The sequence below is a fragment of the Bosea sp. BIWAKO-01 genome (assembly GCF_001748145.1).
In the GTDB taxonomy this organism is placed as follows: domain Bacteria; phylum Pseudomonadota; class Alphaproteobacteria; order Rhizobiales; family Beijerinckiaceae; genus Allobosea.
This window is the reverse complement of record NZ_BCQA01000001.1, coordinates 6,609,248-6,628,795: the sequence shown is the minus strand read 5'-3', so window position 1 is coordinate 6,628,795 and position 19,548 is coordinate 6,609,248. Positions and strand designations below refer to the sequence as shown.

Genomic DNA, 19,548 nt, shown 5'->3' with positions numbered 1-19,548 from the left:
CGAACTCAAATCTCCTTTAAAAGCGCCGCGAGGGCGTCGAGTGTCATGATGTGAGCGCTGGGGCAGGCCGCTATGGCCGCTTCGGGCATCGCGGATGCAAAGGCGCTGGCTGGGTCTTGAACGAGCGCAGTGCCGCCCGCTTTGACAATGGCCCGCATCCCGTTCGCTCCGTCCTGATTGGCGCCAGTCAGAACGATGGCGATCAGGGCAGGGCCGTAGGCATCGGCCGCGCTTTCGAACAGGACATCGATCGAAGGCCGCGAGAACAGGACGGGTTCGTCGCTGGAGAGCGACAGGCACCGATCCATTTCGACCAGTAGATGGTAGTCGGGCGGGGCGAAATAGACCGTGCCGGCCTCGATCGGTTCCTTGTCTTCCGCCTCTCGCACCGGAATTCGGCACTTGGCGTCGAACAGCTCTGCCAGCATGCTGCGCCGGTTCGGCGGCACATGGACGACCACGATCACCGGCAATCGAAATCCGGCAGGCAGTGCGGGAAGGATCACGGACAGCGCTTCCAGCGCCCCTGCGGAGGCGCCGATCACCACGGCCTCGGCTCGGTCCGCACTCATTCGCTGCGCCTCTGATAGATTTTGTCCTCGCGCACGAAATCCGTGAAGGCGCCGGCATGCTCGGAGAAGCGCAGGCTTTCCTTGGCGCCGAGCCCGAGGAAGCCCTTTCGTGCGAGCGAGTCCTTGAACAGGCCCAGCGCCCGGTCCTGGAAGGTGCGATCGAAATAGATCAGGACGTTACGGCACGAGATCAGCTGCATCTCGGCGAAGACCGCGTCCGTCACCAGGCTATGGTCGGAAAACACGACATTGCGGCGCAGGCTCTTGTCGAACGAAACCCTGCCATAGGCGGCATGATAATAATCGGACAGGGATGACTTTCCCCCGGACTGGCGATGATTCTCAGTGAACAGCGGCACCCGCTCCATGGCGAAGACGCCGGCCTCGGCCGAACGGAGCGCCTCCTGGTTGATGTCGGTGGCATAGAACAGCGTGCGCTCCTCGAGGCCTTCTTCCCGGAACAGGATGACCAGGGAATAGAGCTCCTCGCCGCCGCTGCAGCCGGCGATCCAGACCTTGAGCGAGGGATAGGTCCGCAGATGCGGCACGACCTTTTCCCGGATCGCGCGAAAATAACTCGGATCGCGGAACATCTCGCTGACCTGAACGGTCAGATATCCGAGAAGCCGCGGCAGAACGGCCGCGTCATGCAGCAGGCTCTCCTGCAACGCCGAAAAGCTGGCGAAGCCCAGCTGGTCCCTGGCCTGCTTGAGGCGGCGCTTGATCGAGGCCATCGCGTAATTGCGGAAATCATAATGATACCGAGCGTATAGCGCCTCGAGCAGAAGTCGTATCTCAATCGCTTCGATCGCCTCGGATGCGAGCGCCTCCTTCATCGCGGCATCCAGACCCGCACGAGCGACAGGAGCTTTTCGACATCCAGGGGCTTGGCCATGTAGTCATTGGCCCCCGCCTCGATGCAGCGCTGCTGATCGTCGGGCATGGCCTTCGCCGTCAGCGCGATGACCGGCAGCTTCGCCAGGTCCGGGTTCCTGCGGATCTCGCGCGTGGCGGTGAGCCCGTCCATGACCGGCATCATCACGTCCATGAGGACGAGTTCGATCCTGGGGCCGGATTGCTTCGCGGATCGTTCGAGCGCCTCCAGGGCCTCGCGGCCGTTGCGGGCGATCTCGATGATCGCCCCCCGGGGTTCGAGGATGTTGGTCAGCGCATAGACGTTGCGGACGTCGTCCTCGACGACAAGGATGCGCCGCCCCTCGAGCAGGGCATCCCTGCTTCGCGCCTTGCGGATCATCTTCTGCTGCTCGGCCGGCAGTTGGGAGACCACCTGGTGAAGGAAGAGGCTGACCTCGTCGAGCAGGCGCTCGGGCGATTTCGCGCCCTTGATGATGATCGATTTCGAGTAGCGGCGGAGCCGCTGTTCGTCATCCGCCGAGAGGTCGCGGCCGGTATAGACGATGACCGGCGGAAAGGCGTAGGCGCTCTCCTGGCTCAGCGTCTCCAGCAGCGAATAGCCGGACGCATCGGGCAGCGACAGGTCGAGCACCATGCAATCGAATGTCTCTTCCTTGAGGAGCTTGAGGCATTCGGCTGCAGTCCCTGCGGTCACTGTCTCGACATCATGGGAGGTCAGCAGCGTTGCGACCGCCTCGCGCTGCACCAGGTCGTCCTCGACGATGAGGACGCGATGCACCCGCGGGGACAGCTTTTTCTCCAGCTTCTCGAAAACCTCGACCAGCTGCTCGCGCTTGACTGGCTTGAGCACATATCCGACCGCGCCCAGCGCGAGCGCGGTTTCGGCGTGATCTCCAGCCGAGACGATGTGAATCGGAATATGGCGGGTCTGGACGTCGCTCTTGAGCCGGTCCAGCACGGAAAGGCCCGACTGGTCCGGCAGGCCGACATCGAGGATGATTGCGCTCGGCATGAACTCCCTGGCCAGGCCTAGGGCCTCCGCGGCGGTTCCCGCGACCAGCGAACGGAATCCCATTTCGCGCGTGAGATCGCGCAGGATGGCGGCGAAGGAATCGTCGTCCTCGATCACCAACAGGACGCGCTTGGCATCGGATGGCGCATCGCGGTCGTCCTCGACCGTGTGCCTGCGTGGCAGGACCGCGGCCCGGGGCGCCTCCGCATTCACGAGCGTGGGCACGGCGCGAATGGTTTCGCGCGACTCCCGGGGGCCGACCTTCGCCGGATCATAGATTTCGGGAATGGTGATGGTGAAGGTGCTTCCCTGTCCCTCGCGGCTCTCGAGCGTGATCGTGCCGCCGAGCAGGTGGGCGAGCTGTCGCGAGATCGAAAGGCCGAGGCCGGTGCCACCATATTTGCGGCTGATGGTGCCATCGGCCTGATGAAACGCTTCGAAGACGCTGCGCTGCTGCTCCTCGGCGATGCCGATGCCGGTGTCCGACACGGACAGGGCGATCTGCCCTTTGCCGGCCGGGTGGATCGAGACGCGGACCTGCCCCCGTTCCGTGAACTTGAAGGCGTTGGACAGGAGATTTTTCAGAACCTGTTCCAGCCGCTGCGGATCCGTTTCGATGCTCGCGGGGCAGTCCGCCGCCACGTCGACGAGAAAATCCAGCGTCTTGCCCTGGGCGACAGGGTGAAACAGCTGCCGAAGATTGCCGGTCAACCGCTCCAGGGAAACGGTTTCGGGCCTGATTTCCACATGGCCGGCCTCGATCTTCGAAAGATCGAGGATGTCGTTGATCAGGTTCAGCAGGTCATTGCCGGAGGACTGGATCGTCTGGGCATATTTGACCTGCTCCTCGCTCAGATTGTCGTCGGGATTATCCGCCAGGAGCTTGGCCAGGATCAGCGATGAATTGAGCGGCGTGCGCAGCTCGTGCGACATGTTGGCAAGAAAGTCCGACTTGTAGCGGCTCGCCTGCTCCACCTCCCGCGCCTTGACCTGTATGGCCGCATTGACCTGTTCGAGATCGTCGCGCTGCGTCTCCAGCTGCTGGGTCTGCTCCTCCAGCTGCGAATTGGTCTGTTCGAGCTCGGCCTGCTGCTGCTCGAGCCGCATCTGCGACTCCTTGAGCGCCCGGCCTTGCTCCTCCAGTTCCTCGTTCGAGACGCGCAATTCCTCGCTCTGGGTCTGCAATTCCTCCGATTGGCGCTGCGTCTCCTCGAGCAGGTCCTGGAGCTCGCCGCGATACTTGGCCGAACGGACAGCGATCGCCACCGCGTTGGAGGCGAACTGCAGCAGCTTCATGACGCCGTCGTCGACCGGGCGGAGGAACCCAAGCTCGATCACGGCATTGACGGTTCCGTCGACGCTGGCGGGCAGGATGACGAGATGTTTCGGCTTGTCCTGTCCCAGGGCGGAGCCGAAGGCGAGGTAGCCGTCGGGAACCTCGCCGATGAGCACGGTCCGCTTCTCGCTCGCCGCCTGGCCCAGCAAGCCTTCCCTGAGCTTGAATTGCGTGACAATCGGGGCGTCCTCGGGAATGCCATAGGTCGCAGCGCGCCGGAAAACCGCGCGATCGACGACGAAGAGCGCTCCTGCGACTGCGCCGAGATACTGCGCCAGAAATGCGAGAATGCTGTTTCCGAGCTGCTCGGCCTGCGGATCGCCCATCATGGCGGAGGCCAGCCCGACCTGGCCTGATTGAAGCCACTCCTCCTGCCTGCGCGCGAGCGTTGCCCTGCGGACCAGAAAGCCGATGGACAGCGTCAGGAGTAACCCGAGCAGGCCTGAAAGGAGGCCGCTCACCAGCGCGGTCTTCTGGGCGTCGGCCATCTCGACGAGGCGCTTCGCGCGCGTTTCGCCCTCTTCCTGGGCGATCGCGGCAATCTGCGAGCGGATGGCGTCCATGGCCAGTTTTCCGCGGTCCGAGCTGACGACGGCCATCGCCGCGTCGATCCCCTGGGCTCGGCGCAGCTCGATCGTTTCCTTGAGTTCTGCGAGTTTGGTGCCGACTTGTCGTCTCAGCGCAGCGATCCGCGGGCCCTGTGACGGATTTTCGCGGGTTCGCTCCGAGATCTCGTCGAGCTGGGCTGGAATCGCCGACACGGCGGCATTGTAGGGATCGAGATAGCGTTCATCGCCTGTCAGCAGGAAGCCGCGCTGGCCTGTTTCGGCGTCTTGCGCCTGGGACATCAATCGCTCGAGCGCGACGATGACCTGATGGGTCTGAATGACCCGTTCGCTCCCGTTGCGCAGGGCCTGCAGATTGAAAAAGGCGACGATTCCGCTGATCAGGAAAAATGCGATCGCGCCGGCAAGGCCGAAAGCGACGACAGGCTCGAGGCCCAAGCTTCGCCTGGAGGCGCCGGGCAGTTGGCTTCGTTTCATTTATGCTCTCATCGGCCGGCAAGACCTGGCCGACCCGCATAGCGGTGCCGCCCGGTTGTCGCCATCCAGGCAGGATTCCGGTGGCTGCGACATATGGGATCGCGGCCTGTGCACGTTGTCGTCTTCCATCTCCATGCGGTTGGCTATCCCGCCCCCTGGAAAGTTGGCCCCAAAACTGGAATGCGGTTTTCGGTGCGAAGCCGGCGCTAACCCAGACGTAGCGTCATCCGACCGGATACGAACCCGGTCCGATGATCTACGCAGCAGCGCGCAACGCTGCCTCGATCTGGCTTGGCCGGAATGGCTTGGCGATGAAGCGCGCGCGCTCGGGCAATGCGCCTCGACCCGGCATCATTTGTCCGGACACCACGATGATTTCGACCGGCGGCCAGCGGTCCCTGACCGCATATGCAAGTCGGACACCATTCATCGAGCCGGGCATCTCGATATCGGTGATCATGATCCCGATCGCCGGATTGGCTGCGAGCTGGTTGATGGCTTCGTCGGCATTTGCCGCCTCGATCGCTTCGAAGCCGGCATCCTCGACGGTATCGACGGTATCCATGCGGATGAGAGTGTCATCTTCGACGACGAGAACGCATTTTCTCACGACTGGGCTCCGGTTGTTCCCAGCCACAACGCATCGGGCGCGGTTTTGTTCGCCACGCCTTGCAATTCTTTTCAGCCTCCCTGCGTGAGCTTGAGATCGTCTCGCGGCAGGGTCTGATGGATCGGGCCCGACCCTTGCGGGACGGGCCTCGGTCCAGCGGAGTCGCGGGCTGTCGGGCTTTGCGACACCGCGGTGATTTTGCGACTCCTGGGTGCTTCAGTCGATGAGCTGAATGATGCGACGGGTGCGCGGCTCAACCACGACGGCGCGCTCGTTCACCACGGTGTAGCGATAGCCCGGCGCGCCATATTCGGCCGGAACCTCGCGATAGACGATGCCTTCGTCGGGCAGGATCGTGCCGACCGCGACCGGGCGGCCATAACTATAGGACGGCAGGCGCTGCTCGATCACATAGGTCCGGAAGCGCGGGGAGTCGTCGATCATGGTGCCGCCGGCTGGGTCGCGCATCATCGGAACCTGAACCGTCCCGACGCCAAGCGCCGGATCGCGCGTCGTGCCGCCGGCCGGATCGGGAATGATTGGCCCGCTGCTCTGGGCGAAAACGGAGGCGGGCAGCACGGCAAGCGCCGCGGCGAATGCAAGTGTCTTCATCATGCTTTGGTCTCCCTGACATTGGGGGCTTCCTGGACCAACGAGGCTGCGGCGCCGAGGTTCCAGCAAAACGACGAGGCCTGAGCCTGGGCTGAGCATGCGCGCGGCGCCACGCGCAGGGGGCATCGCGATGCGTTGGCTCGATCGCAGGGCGTTGACGATGTCTTGACCGGGCCTGCCTTTCGGACGCACGCGGCCTGTGGCACTCATGCGGCCATGAAGCTCCGGCGCCTCGCGCATTGTCTGGTTCTGACGCTGTTCGTCACGGCGACCATGCTGGCCGCCGTCGTCAGCCCGGCGACGGCGGGCTATGCGCGGATGGATGCAGAGGCCGTGATGCCGATGCCCGCCGATATGCCGTGCTGCCCTCCCGATCAGGAGAGATCGCAGGACTGCACCAAGGGCTGTCTGGCTCTCAGCTTCTGCCTGACGAAATGCTTTGCCGCCCAGCCGGCCTCGTCGCTCATCGCATCGTTCCGGCCGATCCTAGGCCTGACGGCGCTCGCCGGGGATGACGCTGCGCGCGCCTCGCGACCTTTCGGTCCCCCGGCGCGACCACCCCGAACCTGAGGCATAGCCGGCGCCGCCGCGCCGGACCCGATCGCGCAAGCCGCGGTCGGTGAGACGTGGCTCGTCGCCGCGCCGCCAGCCCTGTGCAAGCCGGGCACCTCATTGGTTCGGAAACCAGAACATGACTGTCATCACCCACTGGCGCGCGCTTGCCGCAGCGCTTCTGCTCGCCATGGCTGCGGGGCCAGCCCGCGCCGAGATCACGGATTATGAGTTTCGCCTCCTCCAGGGGGAGCTCAAGCCGGGCCATGGCGTTATCGTCGCGGTCCAGCTCATCGACAAGCGCTCGGGCAAGCCGGTGCCCGACGCCGTGATCTTCGCCAGGCGCATCGACATGGCGCCTGACGGCATGGAGACGATGACGTCCCCGATCGAAGCCGTGCCCGCGACCGAGCCCGGCACCTATCGCTTCAAGACCAACCTCACGATGGAAGGAGGCTGGCGGCTCTCGCTGGCTGCGAAGGTGCAGGGCGAGAAGGGCACGCTCGAAAGCCGCCTCGTCTTGAGAGCCGTGCGATGACGCGCCTTTTCGCAACCGGGCTTGTCCTGGCCGCCATCGCGGCGGCCGGGGCTGGCGGCTATGTCGCCGGCACGCGTGGCGTCCCGGTGCCGGGGCTCGATCGGTTCACCAGACCCGCAGTGCCTCGGCCGAAACCGGCACCGGCCGGGCCGATCGTCTACTACCGCCACCCCGACGGGATGGCGCTCTATGCGCTCGAGCCGCGCAAGACCGAGGATGGGCGTGATTTCCTGGCCCGGCATGCGAGCCAGGATGTCAGCTTCGATGACGAGGCCCCCGGCTCCAGCCCGGACGCTAAGGGCGAGCGCAAGCCGCTCTACTATCGCCATCCCATGGGGTTGCCGGACACATCCCCCGTGCCCCGGAAGGACGGGATGGGCATGGATTATCTGCCGGTCTATGCGGGCGAGGAGGCCAATGAGCGGCTCATCACGCTTTCGCCTGGCCGGGTGCAACGCAGTGGCGTGCGATCAGAGCCGGTCAGCCGTGGCGCCATCACGCGGTCGATCCGGGTGCCAGGGACCGTCCAGCTCGACGAGCGGCGTCTCGCCGTGGTCGCAACCCGTTCCGATGCCTTCATCCAGGAGGTCGCGCCGGTCACCACCGGCGATCGCGTGGCCAAGGGGGATCGGCTCGTCAGGCTGTATTCGCCCGAGATCGCGGCTGCCGGTGCGCAGTTCCTGACCGACCTCAATGCAGCCGCCCGAGGAGCGCCGGAGGGCGGCGCGCGTCAGCGCCTTGAAAACCTCGGTGTGCCCGCAGAGATCGTGGCCGAGATCGACCGCAGCCGAAAGGTCCCGATCACGATCAGCTGGTCCGCGCCGCGTGACGGCATCGTGCTGGAGCGCAACGTCGTCGAGGGCATGAAGGTGGCGGCGGGCGACACTTTGTTCCGGCTCGCCGACATCTCGACCATCTGGGTCAATGCCGACGTTCCGGAAAGCGAACTGGCGGCTGTTCGCATCGGCGCACCGGTCACGGTTCGGCTGCGGGGGCGGCCCGAAGCGGCCTTCCAGGGGAAGGTCGGCCTGATCTATCCGCAGGTGGCCGAGGCGACGCGCACCACCAAGGTCCGCGTCGAACTCGCCAATCCCGACGGGATTTTGCTTCCCAACATGTATGCCGAGGTCGAGATCGGATCGGGGGACGGGGTCCCTGTTCTCACCGTTCCCGAGAGTGCCGTGATCGACACGGGCACACGCCGCATCGTCATTCTCGACCGCGGGGAGGGCCGCTTCGAGCCGCGCGAGGTCAGGCTCGGCCTGCGTGGCGATGGCAGGGTCGCGATCAGCGACGGCGTGGCGGATGGCGACCGCGTCGTGGTTTCGGCCAATTTCCTGATCGATGCCGAAAGCAACCTCAAGGCCGCCTTGAGCGGGCTCAATCCGCCAGAGGTCAAGCCATGATCGCCCGCCTGATCGCCTGGTCGGCGCGCAACCTCGTCCTCGTCTTCGTCGCCACGGCCTTTGCCGTCGCGGCCGGAATCCATGCGGTCAGGACGCTGCCGCTCGACGCCATCCCCGATCTCTCCGACGTCCAGGTCATCGTCTACACGGAATATCCCGGCCAGGCGCCGCAGGTGATCGAGGACCAGGTCACCTATCCCCTGACGACCGCGATGCTGACCGTCCCGAAGGCCCGCGTCGTGCGCGGCTTCTCGTTCTTCGGGGTCTCCTTCGTCTATGTGATCTTCGAAGACGGCACCGATCCGTACTGGGCGCGCTCGCGCGTGCTCGAATATCTCAATGCCGCAGCGCGCCGCTTGCCGGCCGGTGTCGCACCAACGCTCGGCCCGGATGCGACCGGCGTCGGCTGGGTCTATCAATACGCCGTCATCGCCAAGGAGATGACGCTGGCCGAGCTGCGCTCGACGCAGGATTGGCTCGTGCGCTTCGCTGCCTCGCGCGCACAGGGCGTGGCGGAGGTCGCCAGCGTCGGCGGCTTCGTCAAGCAATACGCCATCGTGGTCGATCCGGTGCGGCTGCGGGCGCAGGGCGTCTCGCTGGCGGCGCTGCGCGAGGCCGTGCGCAGCAGCAACATGGATGTCGGCGGGCGCACCGTCGAACTCGCCGAATTCGAATTCGTGGTGCGGGGGCGCGGCTATCTGAAATCGATCAGCGATATCGAGGCGATCGTGCTCAGGAGCGAGCGCGGCGTGCCGTTGCGCCTTGGCGACGTCGCCCGCGTCGAGCTTGGCCCCGATGAGCGACGCGGCATCACCGAACTCAATGGCGAAGGCGAGGTCGCGAGCGGCATCGTGCTGCAGCGCTTCGGAGCAAACGCGCTCGGCGTGATCGAACGCGCCAAGGCGCGATTGGCCGAGATCGCCGCGAGCTTGCCGGGCGGGGCGGAGATCGTGCCGGTCTATGATCGCTCCCCGCTGATCGAACGGGCGATCGAGACGCTGAAGGGGACGTTGATCGAGGAGAGCCTCATCGTCGCGCTCGTCTGCATCGTTTTCCTGTTGCATCTGCGCAGCGCACTGGTTGCGATCCTGATGTTGCCGGTCGGCATCCTGATGGCCTTCGCGGCGATGAAGGCGCTGGGCTTGGGCTCCAACATCATGAGCCTGGGCGGCATCGCGATCGCTGTCGGCGCCATGATCGACGCGGCCATCGTCATGATCGAGAACGCGCACAAGCATCTCGAACGGGCGTCGCCCGACAAGCCACGCATCGAGATCCTGATCGAGGCGGCGAGCGAGGTCGGGCCGGCCCTGTTCTTCAGCCTGCTCGTCATCACCGTCTCGTTCCTGCCGATCTTCTCGCTGGAAGCGGAGGAGGGTCGGCTGTTCGGGCCGCTTGCCTATACCAAGACCTTCGCGATGGCGGCTGCAGCCCTGCTGTCGGTGACGCTTGTGCCGGCGCTGATGGTCGTCTTCATCCGGGGCAGGATCATTCCCGAGCACAGAAATCCGCTCAACCGCGTGCTGATCGCCCTCTACCGCCCGCTCATCCGCGGCGTGCTCAAGGCCAAGACGCTGACGATCCTGCTCGCCTTGGCGGCGCTCGGCGTCAGCGTCTGGCCGGCGCGCCAGCTCGGCTCCGAGTTCATGCCGACGCTGAACGAGGGCACATTGATGTACATGCCGACGACCTTGCCCGGCATCTCCGTGACCAAGGCGGCCGAGTTGCTGCAAACCCAGAACCAGATCATCCGGTCCTTCCCGGAGGTCGCCTCGGTCTACGGCAAGGCGGGCCGCGCCCAGACCGCGACGGACCCGGCCCCGACCGAGATGTTCGAGACCATCATCAACCTGAAGCCGCAAGCCGAGTGGCGCGACGGTGTCACTGTCGACAGCCTCAAGGCCGAGATGGACAGGGCCTTGCAGTTCCCCGGCGTCTCCAACGCCTGGACCCAGCCGATCCGGGCCCGCATCGACATGCTGGCGACGGGCATCCGCACGCCGATCGGCATCAAGGTCTTCGGAACCGACCTCACGCAGATGGAGGGCATCGCCCGCCAGATCGAGACGGTGCTGCGCGCTGTGCCGGGCACGACCAGCGCCTATGCCGAGCGCGTCATCGGCGGCTATTTCCTCGACATCGTGCCGGATCGGATCGCGCTCGGGCGCTATGGGCTCTCGGTTGGCGACGTCCAGAACGCGGTCGTGATGGCCATGGGTGGCGAGACGGTGACGACGACGGTCGAAGGCCGCGAACGCTACGGCGTCACCATCCGCTATCCCCGCGATCTGCGTTCCGACCCCCACGCCATCGCGCGTGAGGTCCAGGTCGCGTTGCCCTCCGGCGGCACCGTCCCGCTCGGAGAGATCGCCAGGCTTGAACGCAAGCGCGGCGCGACCACGATCCGCACCGAGAACGGCCAGCTCGCGACCTATATCTTCGTCGATATCGCCGGGAGCGATCTCGGCGGCTATGTCCGCGAGGCGCAGACCGCGATCGATCTGTCGGTGAAACTGCCCTCCGGCTACAGCGTCGCCTGGAGCGGGCAGTTCGAGTATCTCGAACGGGCAAAGGCACGGCTCAAGCTGGTCGTACCGCTGACGCTCGCGATCATCTTCCTGCTGCTCTACGTGAATTTCCGCCGGCTGACCGAGACCTTCATCGTCATGCTCTCGCTGCCCTTCGCCCTGATCGGCGGGGTCTGGCTGCTCTGGTGGGAAGGCTTCAACCTGTCGGTCGCCGTCGCGGTCGGCTTCATCGCCCTTGCCGGCGTCGCGGCCGAGACCGGCGTGATCATGCTGATCTATCTCGACCACGCGTTGAAGGCGGTGCAGGCGCGCTGCGCGCGCGAGGGCAGGGCCTTCACGCGCGCAGACCTGCAGGAAGCGATCATGCAGGGCGCAGTCGAGCGCGTGCGGCCCAAGGTCATGACGGTGATCGCGATCACGGCCGGTCTGCTGCCGATCCTGTGGAACACCGGCACGGGGTCGGAGGTGATGCAGCGCATCGCCGTGCCGATGATCGGCGGCATGGTGTCGTCGACCGTACTGACGCTGATGGTGATCCCGGCGATCTACGGGCTCGTGAAAGGATGGGGTGTCGGGATCGCGGACACGGCGCTGTCTTCCACCGCACAAGCCAACACCCAACCGCAGGGCGCGTCGGGATGACCTGACCTTCGCGGGCCCTCGCGCGGATCAGATCTGGATGCCGTCCGGCAATCCGCCCAGTTCCTTGAGCGTGATCGGCCGCCCCTGCTTGACGCTGGCCATCGCGGCGGCGCCGCACAGCATCGACATGGCGCCGGCCAGCGCTCCGGCGCGCTGGCCGAGCGGGTCCTTGAGGCCGGGGCGCAACAGCATGTCGCGCAGGCGGTCGTCGCCACCGAAATGGCCGCCGCTCGCATGCGGCACGCGGATGCGCTCGGCCTTGCCGAAATTCCGCATCAGCATGATCTCGTCATGGTCGGGCACCTCGAAGGCCTGGCGCTCGTACTGGCGGATCTCGATGCGGCCCTTGGTGCCGTTGAAAGCGAGGTGGTGCCCCTCGATCGGCATGAAGGTGTTGAGCGAGTAGGAGGCGATCACGCCGTTCTCGTAGCGCAGCATCGCCGTCATCGTGTCGGGGATATCGATGTCCTCGCGATAGACGCAGCCGTCGCGGAAATAGCCGTCGACCTCGGCGGGCTCGTCATAGAGCGCCGTCAGCCAGGGGTCCTTGCGGATGTCGAGATAGAAGTCGCATGCGCCGGCATGCGCGCAAGTCTGGCAGCGCTCGCCGCGGAACGGGCCATTGCGGCCGTAATGGCGCTGGGTGCCGAAAGCCGAGACCTCGAGCGCGGTCGAGTCCAGGTACCAGTTCAGCAGGTCGAAATGATGGGTCGACTTGTGCACGAACAGGCTGCCCGAATTCTTCTCATAGGCGTGCCAGCGCCGGAAGTAGTCGGCGCCGTGCTTGGTATCGAGATACCAGTGGAAATCGACCGAGGTGACGGTGCCGATGGCGTTATCGAGCAGCAGCTGCTTGATCCGGGCGGCGGTCGGCGCGAAGCGATAGTTGAAGGTCACGTCGATCTGCCGTCCGGTGCGGATCTCGGCCTCGAGGATACGGCGGCATTTCTCCGGCGTCGTGGTCATCGGCTTTTCCGTGATGACCCGGCAGCCGGCTTCGAGCGCCTTGATGATGATGTCGTCATGGGTGTCGTCGCGGCTGCAGACGATGACGATCTCGGGCTTTGCCACGGCGAGCATCGTGTCGACATCGGTATAGATCGGGGCGTTGGTGCCGATCTCCTGGCGGGCATGGCTGGCGCGCCGTTCGTTGATATCGCAGATCGCGACGAACTCGGCGCAATCGCGCCAGCCGGCGAGGAGCTCCCGCCCCCACATGCCGGCGCCGCGGTGGCCGGTGCCGACCAGGGCCACGCGATGGCGTTCGTCACTCAAGGTCATCGCCGCATCTGTCATTTCAGCATTTCCTCGTCAGTCTCTTGTTTTTGAAACCCTCCGGATCACCGCGCCGGGCTTGATCGCCGGCTGCAATGGCCGGCCGTCAGACGAAATAGTCGGGATGAGCGACGCGCAGCCGAGCGAGGTCGGGGATGACCACGTTGAGATGGGTCTGCATCGCCTCCCTGGCGGCCTCGACGTCATGCCTCGCGATGGCCTCGCGGATGATCTCGTGCTCGCCGATGACCTGGTGCATGCGGCCGGGGACCGGCAGGGTCAGCCGGCGCGCCCGGTTGATCTGGACCTTCACCTGGCGCAGCAGCTTCCAGATGCTGGGATAGCCGGCGATCTGCGCGATCGCCTCGTGGAAGGCCTCGTCCGCCGCGTGGAAGGCGTCCATGTCGCCGATCTCGGCCAGCATCCGCTGGCTCGCCAGCTTGGCGTCGAGCTGGGCGATGTCGGCGATGGTCGCGATCTCGGCCGTGCGTTTGATCGCCGTGTCTTCAAGGGCCAGCCGGATGACCTGCGCCTCGGGGATCGCGCTGAGCGGTACATGCGAGACGAAGGTGCCCGATTGCGGGAAGATGTCGACGAGTCCGTCCTCCGAGAGGCGGATCAGCGCTTCGCGCACCGGTGTCTTGCTGACTCCGAATTGCTGGGTCAGCGCCTTCTCCTGCAGGGGGGTGCCGGGGGCGAGATGCATGTTGACGATGGCTTCGTAGAGCTCGTCGTAGATCACCGTCGCCGTGGTGACGCGTCGCTGCGGCGGACGAAGGCCGGACTTCGCCGACCGCCCCCGTGGGGCGGGCCCCTCCGCCGTTTCATGCTCATCGTGGCGTTCCATCGCTCTCGCCTGTTCGGCCTGTGCAGCACCGCTCAAGGCGGTTTTGACATACTAGTATCTTAGTGTATCAGTTTATCAAGGCTCAAAGGAAGGCGCTTGGTTGGAACGTCACAAAACCAGCTTGCTACCGCTCGAAGCGCATGCCCGTCCGCGTTCGTCCGTCTGTTGGGCATGACGGGGCAGGGTTTGCTGCCCCTGCGGGCTGGGATCGGCGCCGCGCTCGTGCAAACATGGGCAGGTGCAGCACGCCGCCTGACACCGGCCCCGACGACTGCAGATACTTTGACGCCTGAAGAAGCTTTGACGCCCGAAGTAGGTTTGCTGCCCGAAGACTTCTGCGCGCGTCGGCGCGCCAAGAGCAATAAGTTCAAACAAAAACAAAATCTGGAAACGCACCAATCGAGGGAGAAAGTCGATGAGCGCCTATTCTGTTAGCCGTCGAGGGTTGCTTGGCGCCGGCGCCGGTATCGCTGCTGCTTCGCTGCTGGGCCTCAAGCCCGCCGCTGCGCAGCAAAAGGACATCAGGGTGTTCTGGTGGGGCTCGCAGGAGCGCGCCGACCGCACCAACCGGGCCGTCGATGCCTTCAAGAAGGCGAATGCCGGCATTGACGCCAAGACCGAGTTCGCCGGCTGGAGCGACTACTGGCCCCGCCTCGCCACGCGGGTCGCCGGACGCAATGCGCCGGACCTGCTCCAGATGGACTACCGGTACATGTTCGAATACGCCCGCCGCGGCGCGATCGTGCCGCTGGACCAGTACCTGGGCAACGCGCTCAAGATCGAGGATTTCGGCAAGGCCAACCTCGAATCCTGCAGCGTCGACGGCAAGCTCTACGGCATCAATCTCGGCGTGAACTCGTCCTGCGCCGTGTTCGATCCTGCCGCCTGGGAGGCGGCCGGCGTCGCGCCGCTGGCGTTCGGCAACAGTTGGGACGAGTTCGTCAGCAAATGCGCGGCCTTCGCCAAGGGCAACAAACGCAAGAAATTCTACGCCACCATGGATGCCAGCGGCCATGAGCCGGGCTTCGAGCTCTGGCTCGTGCAGAACGGCCGGGCGCTCTACGGCGAGGATGGAAAGCTCGCCTTCGACGAAAAGGACGCCGGTAACTGGTTCAAGCTCTGGGCCGAACTGCGCAAATCGGGCGGCTGCGTGCCGCCGGATGTCCAGGCCCTCGACAAGTCGACGCTCGACACCTCGACCCTGACGCTCGGCTATGCCGCGACCGCGTTCCCGCATTCCAACCAGTTCGTCGGCCTCCAGCAGCTCAACAAGGCCAAGCTCGACATCACCGCCTTCCCGGTCACGGCGGGTGGCAAGCCGGGGCAGTATCTGAAGCCGTCGCAGATGTGGTCGATCGCCTCGGATTCGAAGAACCCCGAGATCGCGGTCAAACTGGCGAATTTCACCGTGGCGGAGGCGGCCGGCGCGAAGATCCTGGGCGTCGAGCGCGGCGTGCCGGCATCGTCCGGCATGCGCGAACTCCTCGGGCCGGACCTGGACGAGGTCAGCAAGAAGGTCGTCGATTATATCGGCAAGCTCGGCCCCTACACGGCCAAGCTGCCGCCGTCTCCACCCAAGGGTGCCGGCGAAGTCGCCTTCGTCCTGGAGCGGGTCAGCCAGGAAGTCGCCTTCGGTGTCTCACCGGAAGAGGGCGGCAAGAAGTTCGTCGCCGAGGCCGCTTCGATCCTCAAGCGCGGGTGACGCGATGGTGTCCTTTACCGCAGGTGAAGCGGTAGACAGGCGCCCGGCGAAGCCCGGGCGTCTCCGCCGCTTCTTTTTCGCCGGCAACGGCGCGGGCTACATGTTCCTCGCGCCCTGGCTGATCGGCTTCCTCGGCCTGACGCTCGGCCCTGCGCTGGCCTCGCTCTATTTGTCCTTCACCGACTACGACCTGCTGCAGTCGCCCAAATTCGTCGGCATGGACAATTACGTCCGCATGGCCACGGGGGACGCAAAATTCGCGGCGGCGATGAAGGTGACCTTCATCTATGTCATCCTCTCCGTGCCGCTGAAGCTGATCTTCGCGCTGGCGCTCGCCATGGCATTCAACCGCGGCATCAAGGGCCTGCCATTCTACCGCGCGGTGTTCTATCTGCCGTCGCTGCTTGGCGGTTCGGTCGCGATCGCAGTGCTCTGGCGCCAGCTCTTCGCTGCCGACGGCCTGGTGAATTCGGTGCTCTCGGTCTTCGGCATCGATGGTCCGAGCTGGATCTCCAACCCGAACTACTCGCTCTACACGCTGGTCGTACTCTCGGTCTGGCAGTTCGGCTCGCCGATGATCATCTTCCTCGCCGGCCTGCGCCAGATTCCCCAGGACATGTACGAGGCGGCGAATATGGACGGCGCCTCGAAGGCGCGGCAGTTCTTCAGGATCACCTTGCCGCTGCTGACGCCGGTGATCTTCTTCAACTTCGTCATCCAGACGATCGACGCGTTCAAGGCCTTCACGCCGTCCTTCATCATCTCGGCCGGGACGGGCGGGCCGATCAACTCGACGCTGTTCTACACGCTCTACCTCTATCAGGAGGCCTTCGGCTTCTTCCGCATGGGCTATGCATCGGCGCTCGCCTGGGTGCTGGTGCTGATCATTGCCGTCTTCACGACCTTCTCGTTCCTGTCGGCGCGCTACTGGGTGCACTATGATGAATGACGCCGCGCATGCCGCCCCGCCCGGCGATACGCCGGAGCGGTCCATCCTGCACTCCGTGCTGATCCACTCGGTGCTGATCGGCGTCTCGTTCCTGATGCTCTATCCGCTGCTGTGGATGGTATCGGGCTCGGTGCGCCCGGCCGACGACATGTTCGGCGGGCAGACCTCGCTGATCCCGTCGCAGGTGACGCTGCAGGCCTACAAGACCGGCTGGTTCGGCCTGCAGGTCAGCTTCGGCACGTTCTTCCTGAACTCGCTGGCCATTTCGGTGCTGGCGACGATCGGCAACGTCATGGCCGCCTCGGTCACGGCCTTTGCCTTCTCGCGGCTCGAGTTCTTCGGCAAGAGCTTCTGGTTCGCGTTGATGCTGGGCACGCTGATGCTGCCCTATCACGTGACCCTGATCCCGCAATATGTCCTCTTCCTGAAGATGGATTGGGTGAACACCTGGCTGCCTCTGGTCGTTCCGAAATATTTCGCGGTCGACGCCTTCTTCATCTTCCTGATGGTCCAGTTCTTCCGTGGCCTGCCGCGTGAACTCGACGAGGCGGCGATGATGGATGGCTGCAGCGCCTGGCGGATCTACTGGAAGATCGTGCTGCCGCTCTCGCTGCCGGTTCTGGCGACCGCCGCTATTTTCTCCTTCATCTGGACCTGGGAGGATTTCTTCGGGCCGCTGATCTATCTCGGCGATATCCATAGCTATACCGTGCAGATCGGCCTGCGCTCGCTGATCGACTCGAGCGGCACCTCGGATTGGGGCGCGCTGTTTGCGATGTCGGTGCTGTCGCTGATCCCGATCTTCCTGATCTTCCTGTTCTTCCAGCGGCTGCTGATCGAAGGCATCGCCACCACCGGCATGAAGCGCTGAGGATGCCTGCGATGAGAACGCTGAATTTCGCCGTGATCGGCATCAACCACGACCACATTCATGGTCAGATCGGCGCGCTCCGGCGCGCCGGCGCCACCTGCGCCGGCTTCTACGCGGCCGAGGACGATCTGGCGGCCGCGTTCATGGCCAGGTACCCGGAGATCCCGCGTGTCACGCAGGCGGCCCGGCTCTATGAGGACCGGGCGATCGACCTGGTGGTGAGCGCTGCTGTCCCCGCCGACCGCGCCGCGATCGCGATCACCGCGATGCGCCACGGCAAGGACGTGATGCTGGACAAGCCGGGGGTGACCAGCCTGGCCCAGCTGCGTGAGGTCAAGACGGTGCAGGCCGAGACCCGGCGCATCGTCTCGATCATGTATTCCGAGCATTTCGAGGTGGCGGCGACAGTGCGGGCTGGCGAGCTGGTGGCGGCCGGCGCGATCGGCGAAATCGTCAACCTGATCGGCATGGGCCCGCACCGGCTGCGCAAGCCCGAGCGCCCGGGCTGGTTCTTCGAGCGCGAGCGCTATGGCGGCATCCTGACCGACATCGCCTCGCATCAATGCGAGCAGTTCCTGTTCTTCGCCGCTGCGGACGACGCCGAGATCCTGTCCGCCTCGGTCGGCAACCGCGCCAATGCCGACCGTCCGGGCCTGCAGGATATCGGCGACATGCACCTGCGCACGCCCAATGGCGTCACCGGCTATATCCGCGTCGACTGGTTCACGCCCGATGGGCTGCCGACCTGGGGCGATGGCAGGCTGACCATCATCGGCACGCAGGGCACGATCGAGCTGCGCAAATATCTCGACATCGCCGGCCGTCCCGGCAAGGACCATCTTTTCCTCGTCGACCGCAGCGGCATGCAGCATATCGACTGCTCGGCCGTGGAGCTGCCCTATGGCCGCCAGCTCGTTGCCGACGTCTTCGACCGGACCGAGACGGCGATGCCGCAGGCGCGCTGCTTCAAGGCGATGGAGATCGCCCTCAGGGCTCAGCACCTCGCCGAGACCGGCAGGCTGCCGAGCGGATATTCCCAAGAGGCTGCCTGATGAGTGAAGTGAAATCCGTCGCGGTTGTCGGCTGCAATATCGGCCGCTCACATATCCTGGAAGGCTACGCGCCCCGCCCCGAGCGCTGGCGCCTTGCCGCGGTCTGCGACCTCAACCAGGAGCGGCTCGACAAGGTCGCCGACGAGTTTTCGGCCGAAAGCCGCACGCAGCATTTCGACGAGCTGCTCGGCCGCGACGATATCGACGTCATCGATATCTCGACCCCGCCGGCGACCCATCTCGAGCTCGCCACCAGGGCGCTCGCCGCCGGCAAGCATGTCGTCTGCGAAAAGCCGCTGGTCGGTTCGCTCTTCGACGCCGACCGTCTGCTCGTGGCAGAGGCGCAGAGCGGGCGCATCCTGATGCCGGTCTTTCAGTACCGCTATGGCGACGGGGTGCAGAAGGCCAAGCGCATCATCGATTCCGGCATCGCCGGCACACCCTATCTCGGCACGGTCGAGACCCATTGGAAGCGCACGGCGGCCTATTACGACGTGCCATGGCGCGGCAAATGGGAGACCGAGCTCGGCGGCGTGCTGATGACCCACGCCATCCATATCCACGACATGCTGACCTATCTGATGGGGCCGGTGGCGAAGCTGTTCGCTCGCGCGGTGACGCGGGTCAACGCGATCGAGGTCGAGGATTGCGTCGCCGCCTCGCTGGAGATGCAGAGCGGCGCCCTGGTCGCGGCCAGCGCGACGCTGGGAGCGCAGAACGAGATCAGCCGCTTCCGGCTCTGCTTCGAGAACGTGACCTTCGAGAGCGGCGGCGGCTGCTATTCGCCGGGCGACGATCCCTGGACGGTCCTGCCGGCGAATGACGCCGTGGCTGCTCGGATCGAGGCGTTGCTGGCCGACTACCGGCCGGTCGGACGGCGCTTCCTCGGCCAGATGGATGCGTTCCACGAGGCGTTGAACGGGCGGGCGCCGGTTCCGGTGACGATTGCCGATGCACGCCGGGCGCTGGAACTGGCGACGGCCTTCTACCAGTCGGCGCAGACGGGCGCGGATGTCTCACTGCCGATCGGGCCGGATCACCCGAAATACACGAGCTGGCGCCCGAACGGGCACTGAACCGGGACAAGAACACCAGGACCGATCGCTGTCACACGGCCGGAACGGC

At 65.2% G+C, this 19,548-nt stretch carries 16 protein-coding genes; 9 read left to right on the top strand and 7 right to left on the bottom strand.

Annotated features, from left to right (window positions below; translation table 11 throughout):
• Positions 1-5: 5 nt before the first annotated feature.
• From BIWAKO_RS30745 to BIWAKO_RS36220, 5 genes are all read right to left on the bottom strand, one after another.
• A complete protein-coding gene (locus tag BIWAKO_RS30745) occupies positions 6-572 on the bottom strand; it encodes a chemotaxis protein CheB (RefSeq protein WP_069881875.1) in 567 nt (188 codons plus the stop codon).
• Complete coding sequence (locus tag BIWAKO_RS30740; RefSeq protein ID WP_069881874.1) at positions 569-1,408, bottom strand: CheR family methyltransferase; 840 nt, start codon at positions 1,406-1,408, stop codon at positions 569-571. The genes BIWAKO_RS30745 and BIWAKO_RS30740 overlap by 4 nt, the downstream gene beginning before the upstream one ends.
• Positions 1,405-4,839, bottom strand: coding sequence for a response regulator (locus tag BIWAKO_RS30735; protein ID WP_069881873.1), 3,435 nt, complete (start codon positions 4,837-4,839; stop codon positions 1,405-1,407). The genes BIWAKO_RS30740 and BIWAKO_RS30735 overlap by 4 nt, the downstream gene beginning before the upstream one ends.
• Before the next feature lie 256 nt (positions 4,840-5,095).
• On the bottom strand, positions 5,096-5,449 hold the full coding sequence (locus BIWAKO_RS30730; RefSeq protein ID WP_069881872.1) for a response regulator: 354 nt from the start codon (positions 5,447-5,449) through the stop codon (positions 5,096-5,098).
• A gap of 216 nt (positions 5,450-5,665) precedes the next feature.
• Positions 5,666-6,064 (bottom strand): DUF1236 domain-containing protein, encoded by a 399-nt coding sequence (locus BIWAKO_RS36220; protein ID WP_069881871.1) that lies wholly within the window; start codon positions 6,062-6,064, stop codon positions 5,666-5,668.
• Positions 6,065-6,277: 213 nt separating this feature from the next.
• On the opposite strand from BIWAKO_RS36220, the gene BIWAKO_RS30720 reads away from it, so the two are divergent.
• From BIWAKO_RS30720 to BIWAKO_RS30705, 4 genes are all read left to right on the top strand, one after another.
• Complete coding sequence (locus tag BIWAKO_RS30720) at positions 6,278-6,631, top strand: hypothetical protein (protein WP_069881870.1); 354 nt, start codon at positions 6,278-6,280, stop codon at positions 6,629-6,631.
• Positions 6,632-6,752: 121 nt separating this feature from the next.
• A complete protein-coding gene (locus BIWAKO_RS30715) occupies positions 6,753-7,151 on the top strand; it encodes a FixH family protein (protein ID WP_069881869.1) in 399 nt (132 codons plus the stop codon).
• On the top strand, positions 7,148-8,557 hold the full coding sequence (locus BIWAKO_RS30710) for an efflux RND transporter periplasmic adaptor subunit (protein ID WP_069881868.1): 1,410 nt from the start codon (positions 7,148-7,150) through the stop codon (positions 8,555-8,557). The genes BIWAKO_RS30715 and BIWAKO_RS30710 overlap by 4 nt, the downstream gene beginning before the upstream one ends.
• Complete coding sequence (locus BIWAKO_RS30705) at positions 8,554-11,727, top strand: efflux RND transporter permease subunit (RefSeq protein WP_069881867.1); 3,174 nt, start codon at positions 8,554-8,556, stop codon at positions 11,725-11,727. The genes BIWAKO_RS30710 and BIWAKO_RS30705 overlap by 4 nt, the downstream gene beginning before the upstream one ends.
• Before the next feature lie 27 nt (positions 11,728-11,754).
• On the opposite strand, the gene BIWAKO_RS30700 is transcribed toward BIWAKO_RS30705, so the two are convergent.
• Together BIWAKO_RS30700 and BIWAKO_RS30695 are read right to left on the bottom strand one after the other, a co-directional pair.
• Positions 11,755-13,023, bottom strand: coding sequence for a Gfo/Idh/MocA family protein (locus BIWAKO_RS30700; protein ID WP_244523594.1), 1,269 nt, complete (start codon positions 13,021-13,023; stop codon positions 11,755-11,757).
• Positions 13,024-13,108: 85 nt separating this feature from the next.
• A complete protein-coding gene (locus BIWAKO_RS30695) occupies positions 13,109-13,849 on the bottom strand; it encodes a GntR family transcriptional regulator (RefSeq protein WP_069881866.1) in 741 nt (246 codons plus the stop codon).
• Between the two features lie 415 nt (positions 13,850-14,264).
• Here BIWAKO_RS30695 and BIWAKO_RS30690 point away from each other — a divergent pair, with 415 nt between their 5' ends.
• The 5 genes from BIWAKO_RS30690 to BIWAKO_RS30670 are packed head-to-tail and all read left to right on the top strand — an operon-like array spanning position 14,265 to position 19,499.
• Positions 14,265-15,551, top strand: coding sequence for an ABC transporter substrate-binding protein (locus tag BIWAKO_RS30690; RefSeq protein ID WP_069881865.1), 1,287 nt, complete (start codon positions 14,265-14,267; stop codon positions 15,549-15,551).
• A 4-nt stretch (positions 15,552-15,555) separates the two neighbouring features.
• Positions 15,556-16,500: a carbohydrate ABC transporter permease gene (locus tag BIWAKO_RS30685; RefSeq protein WP_069881864.1), complete on the top strand. Its 945-nt coding sequence runs from the start codon at positions 15,556-15,558 to the stop codon at positions 16,498-16,500.
• A complete protein-coding gene (locus tag BIWAKO_RS30680; RefSeq protein ID WP_141740298.1) occupies positions 16,493-17,371 on the top strand; it encodes a carbohydrate ABC transporter permease in 879 nt (292 codons plus the stop codon). Before BIWAKO_RS30685 ends, BIWAKO_RS30680 begins: the two co-directional genes overlap by 8 nt.
• 11 nt (positions 17,372-17,382) lie before the next feature.
• Positions 17,383-18,423: a Gfo/Idh/MocA family protein gene (locus tag BIWAKO_RS30675; protein WP_069882947.1), complete on the top strand. Its 1,041-nt coding sequence runs from the start codon at positions 17,383-17,385 to the stop codon at positions 18,421-18,423.
• Positions 18,423-19,499 carry a Gfo/Idh/MocA family protein gene (locus BIWAKO_RS30670; RefSeq protein ID WP_069881862.1) on the top strand — a complete coding sequence of 359 codons (1,077 nt, stop codon included), beginning with the start codon at positions 18,423-18,425 and terminating at the stop codon, positions 19,497-19,499. Before BIWAKO_RS30675 ends, BIWAKO_RS30670 begins: the two co-directional genes overlap by 1 nt.
• Positions 19,500-19,548: the final 49 nt, after the last annotated feature.